Genomic DNA, 4,776 nt, shown 5'->3' on the forward strand with positions numbered 1-4,776 from the left:
CCACGTACGCGGCGCGGACGTCGACTGGGAGGCGTTCTTCGCCGGCACCGGCGCCCGCCGGACCGAGCTGCCCACCTACGCCTTCCAGCGCCAGCACTACTGGCCGAAGGCGCCCGTCGCCCCCGCCGCCGTCCCGGACTCGGTGGACAGCCGGTTCTGGGAGCTGGTCGAGCGCGAGGACCTCGACGAACTGACCGCCACCCTGGGCCTCGACGGCGACCAGCCGCTGAGCTCCGCCCTGCCGGCCATCACGGCCTGGCGCCGCCGGAACCGCGAGCAGTCCGCGGTGGACGGCTGGAGCTACCGGGTCACCTGGAAGCCGCTCGCCGGGACTCGTACCGCCGCCGTCTTCGGCAGTTGGCTGCTGGTCGTCCCGGCCGGGCACGCCGAGGACGCCGCCGTACTGGACACTGTCACCACGCTCACCGAGCGCGGCGCCGAGGTACGGCAGCTGACGCTCACCGAGGCCGACGCGGACCGTGCCGCGCTCGCGGACCGCCTGCGCCGGGAACTCGCCGGAACCGGTGCCACGGCCGGCGTCGTCTCGCTGCTCGCGCTGGACGAGGACCCGCACCCGGAGCACCCCGCGATGCCCGCCGGTCTCGCCGCCACCGCCCTGCTGGTACAGGCACTGGGCGATGCCGAGGTCGGGGCGCCGCTCTGGTGCGTGACGCGCGGTGCGGTGTCCACCGGCCGAGCGGACCGGCTGCAGAACCCGGCACAGGCTCAGGTCTGGGGCCTCGGCCGGGTGGTCGGCCTGGAGCACTCCGACCGCTGGGGCGGTCTGGTCGACCTCCCGGAGAGCATGGACGAGCGCACCCGGGAGCTGCTGGCCGTCGCCCTGACCGGCGCCGAGGCCGAGGACCAGCTCGCCCTGCGGCCGTCCGGCCTGTCCGTACGCCGGCTGGTCCGGGCAGCCCACACGGACGGTGCCGACTGGACGCCGCGCGGTACGGTCCTGATCACCGGCGGTACGGGTGCCCTGGGCGCCCAGGTCGCCCGCTGGCTGGCCCGCAACGGCGCCGAGCACCTGGTGCTCACCAGCCGCCGCGGACCGGACGCGCCCGGCGTCGCCGAACTGCGCGACCAGATAGCCGAGTTGGGTGCCACCGTCACCGTGGCCGCCTGTGACGTGGCCGACCGTGACGCGCTGGCCGCCCTGCTCGACTCGATCGAGCAGCCGCTGACCGCCGTCGTCCACGCGGCCGGAGCGGTCGCGGACGCCGCCCTGACGGACAGCACCCCGGCCGACCTGGCCGCCGTGATCGAGGCCAAGGTGGCCGGCGCGGTCCACCTGGACGACCTGCTGGCCGGCACCGAACTCGACGCCTTCGTCACCTTCTCCTCGATCGCGGGCATCTGGGGCAGCGGCGGCCAGGCCGCCTACGCCGCCGCCAACGCCTTCCTGGACGCCCTGGTCGAGTCCCGCCGGGCCAGCGGCCTGGCCGGCACCTCGGTGGCCTGGGGTCCCTGGGCCGAGGCCGGCATGGCGGCCGGTGAAGCGGCGGAGGAGCACCTGCGCCGGTTCGGCCTGCCGGTGATGGCGCCCGGCTCCGCACTGATCGCACTCCAGCGGGCGCTGCGGAGCGGCGAGCCCGCACACGTCGTCGCCGATGTCGACTGGGCGCGCTTCGTACCGTCCTTCACCGCCGCCCGTCCGCGCCCGCTGATCGGGGAACTCCCCGAGGTCCAGCAGCTGCTGGCGGCCGAGTCGAAGGACGCCGAGGCCGCCGGCGGCGAGCAGGCCGAACTGTTGGACCGGCTGGCCGGGCTCTCGGAGGTCGACCGGGACCGCGCGCTGCTGGAACTGGTGCGCGGCGAGGTGGCCGGGGTGCTCGGCTACCCGGGTGCGCAGTCGATCGAACCGGCCAGGGCCTTCCGGGCGCTGGGCTTCGACTCGCTGACGGCGGTCGAACTCCGCAACCGGCTGAACGCGGCCAGCGGCCTGCGCCTGCAGGCGAGCGCGGTGTTCGACTACCCGACGCCCGCGGCCCTCGCCGAGCACCTGCGGGACGAGCTCTTCCCTGACAGCGTCCGGGAAGGCGCCCTCGACCCGCAGGAGGCCGAGCTGCGCGCGGCACTGGAGCGCATCTCGCTGGCCCGGTTCCGGGAGGTGGGACTCCTGGAGACCCTGCTGAAGCTCGCCAACCCCGGCGACGACAGCTCAACCCCCAGCAGCGGCGATGAGTTGGACCTGATCGACACGATGGACGTGGCGAGCCTCATCGACATCGCCCTCGACAGCAACGAATCCTGACACGTTCGAAGTGCGGAGCTCATGATGACCACGCCCAACGAAAAAGTCGTTGCAGCGCTGCGGGCCTCCCTCAAGGAGGCCGAGCGCCTGCGCCGGCAGAACCAGCAGCTGATCGCGGCTTCCAGGGAGCCGATCGCCATCGTGGCGATGAGCTGCCGGTTCCCCGGCGGCGTGGAGTCGCCGGAGGCCCTGTGGCAGTTGGTCGCCACCTCCGGCGACGCCATCTCCGAGTTCCCCACCGATCGTGGCTGGAACCTCTTCGACCTCTACGACGAGGACCCCGACCGCCAGGGCACCTTCTACGCCCGTGGGGGCGGATTCCTGCACGATGCCGCCGAGTTCGACCCGGCGTTCTTCGAGATCAGCCCGCGCGAGGCGCTGGCGATGGACCCGCAGCAGCGCCTGCTGCTGGAGACCTCCTGGGAGGTCTTCGAGCGGGCCGGCATCGACTCCACGTCGCTGCGCGGCAAGCCGGTCGGGGTCTTCGTCGGCGCCTCCGCATCGGGCTACAGCGCGGTGACGGACGAGCTGCCGGACGGCGTAGAGGGCTACATGCTCACCGGGAACGCGGCCGCCGTGGTCTCCGGCCGCCTCTCCTACACCTTCGGGTTCGAGGGACCGGCGGTGACGGTCGACACCGCGTGCTCCTCGTCGCTGGTCTCGCTGCACCTGGCGGTGCAGGCGCTGCGGGGCGGCGAGTGCTCGCTCGCCCTGGCCGGCGGCGTCACCGTGCTGGCCACCCCGGACGTGTTCGTCGAGTTCAGCCGCCAGCACGGCCTGGCCTCGGACGGCCGGTGCAAGGCGTTCGCCGCCGCGGCGGACGGCACCGGCTGGTCCGAGGGCGTGGGCATGCTGCTGGTCGAGCGGCTCTCCGACGCCCGCCGCAACGGGCACCCGGTGCTGGCGGTGGTGCGCGGCTCGGCGGTGAACCAGGACGGTGCGTCCAACGGTCTGACCGCGCCGAACGGTCCGTCACAGCAGCGGGTGATCCGGCAGGCGCTGGAGAACGCCGGTCTGACGACGAGTCAGGTCGACGCGGTCGAGGCGCACGGCACGGGTACGACGCTCGGCGACCCGATCGAGGCCCAGGCGCTGCTGGCCACCTACGGCCGGGAGCGTCCGGCCGAGCGTCCGCTGTGGCTGGGCTCGCTGAAGTCCAACATCGGCCACACCCAGGCGGCGGCCGGTGTGGCGGGTGTGATCAAGATGGTGCAGGCCATGCAGCACGGTCTGCTGCCGCAGACGCTGCACGTGGACGAGCCGTCACCGCACGTGGACTGGACGGCGGGCGCGGTCTCGCTGCTCACCGAGGCCCAGCCGTGGCCGGAGACCGGCGAGCTGCGCAGGGTCGGTATCTCGGCGTTCGGCGTGAGCGGTACCAACGCGCACACGATCCTGGAGCAGGCTCCGGTCGTCGAGGATGCGATTGCCGAGGCGACCGTGTCGCCGTCGGTGCTGCCGGTGGTGCTTTCGGCGAAGGGCGAAGCCGCGCTGCGGGCGCAGGCCGAACGGCTGCTGTCGGCCGGTGAGCTTGAACTTGTCGATGTGGCCTACTCGTTGGCGACGGGTCGGGCGGCGCTGGAGCGTCGTGCGGTGGTCGTCGCCGAGGATCGTGCGGAATTCCTGCGGGGTCTCGGCGCGCTGGCTTCGGGTGAGTCGGCCGGGAACCTGGTGCAGGGATCGGTGGTCGAGGGCCGGACGGCGTTCCTGTTCACCGGGCAGGGCAGCCAGCGGGCCGGGATGGGTCGCGAGCTGTACGAGTCCTTCCCGGTCTTTGCCGAGGCTTTCGACGCCGTGTGCGCGGAGCTGGACGGGCATCTCGCGCGTCCGCTGCGCGAGGTGGTGTTCTCGGGCGAGGAGCTGGATCAGACCGGGTACACGCAGCCGGCGCTGTTCGCGATCGAGGTGGCGCTGTTCCGCCTGGTCGAGGTATGGGGCCTGCGGCCCGACCTGCTGGCGGGCCACTCGATCGGTGAGCTGGCCGCCGCGCACGTCGCGGGTGTGCTGTCGCTGGCGGACGCCGCCAAGCTGGTGGCCGCCCGTGGCCGCCTGATGCAGGCGCTGCCTTCGGGTGGTGCGATGGTGGCGGTGCGGGCGAGTGAGGACGAGGTCCTGCCGCTGCTGACCGACGAGTTGGGCATCGCGGCGGTCAACGGGCCGACCTCGGTGGTGATTTCGGGTGTCGAGGCAGCCGTTGTCGCGGTCGCGGAGCAGCTGGCTGCCCAGGGTCGGAAGACCAAGCGGCTGACGGTGAGCCATGCGTTCCATTCGCCGCTGATGGAGCCGATGCTCGCGGAGTTCCGCGCCGTCGCCGAGGGGCTGACCTTCGACGCTCCCCGGATCCCGATCGTCTCCACGCTCACCGGCGACATCACCGAGGACATCCGTACCCCCGAGTACTGGGTGCGTCACGTCCGTGAGGCCGTCCGCTTCCACGACGCGGTCCAGGCCCTGGAGGCCGAAGGCGTCCGCACCTACGTGGAGTTGGGTCCGGACGGGGTCCTGTCCGCGATGGGCCC

1 protein-coding gene and 1 pseudogene are annotated in these 4,776 nt (G+C 72.9%); both read left to right on the top strand.

Annotated elements, in window-relative coordinates; translation table 11 throughout:
- The coding region (locus ACWDAK_RS40570) for an SDR family NAD(P)-dependent oxidoreductase (RefSeq protein ID WP_427396289.1) at positions 1-2,257 on the top strand (2,257 nt) is incomplete at its 5' end.
- A gap of 51 nt (positions 2,258-2,308) precedes the next feature.
- Positions 2,309-4,776 (top strand): annotated as a pseudogene (locus tag ACWDAK_RS40575) (type I polyketide synthase); the annotation flags it as partial.

The sequence above is a fragment of the Kitasatospora sp. NPDC001175 genome (genome assembly GCF_053598215.1).